We start from the raw sequence: 362 nt of genomic DNA, 5'->3' as shown, positions 1-362 counted from the left end.
AATTGGATAGAGTCCTAAATGGTCTATGCGATCCTTAAGACCGTGTCCTTTTGGGAAATCCCAGCTTAACAGCTGCAGGCCTACACAATGACTGTATTGTACGGCATCTTTTGTGAACCTGGTATTGGTTACGACCCAGCCCTCATTAAAGAACTGGTTGATTTCCCCTTTTTGAGGGGTGTGCTTCTTTATATCCTCAAAGCGGGCATGAATGTAAAGAGGAATTTTAACATTGCAGTTCCTACCCTGTTCTCCATGAAATTTGCATTCAATGAACAGCTTCTTTTCTCCTCTTACTGCAATGACATCGATCTCATGAGGAACACAGGCGCCCTGTACGACCTTTCCAACTTCGACTTTGT

1 protein-coding gene is annotated in these 362 nt (G+C 43.6%); it reads right to left on the bottom strand.

Going from position 1 to position 362, the window contains the following annotated elements:
* On the bottom strand, window positions 1–362 hold a 362-nt coding region (locus HC175_RS20890), incomplete at both ends, for a PDDEXK family nuclease (protein ID WP_479685254.1).

It is taken from the genome of Salinimicrobium oceani (genome assembly GCF_012037645.1).
The sequence above is the reverse complement of the archived record's forward strand: the minus strand, read 5'-3'. Positions and strand labels throughout refer to the sequence as shown.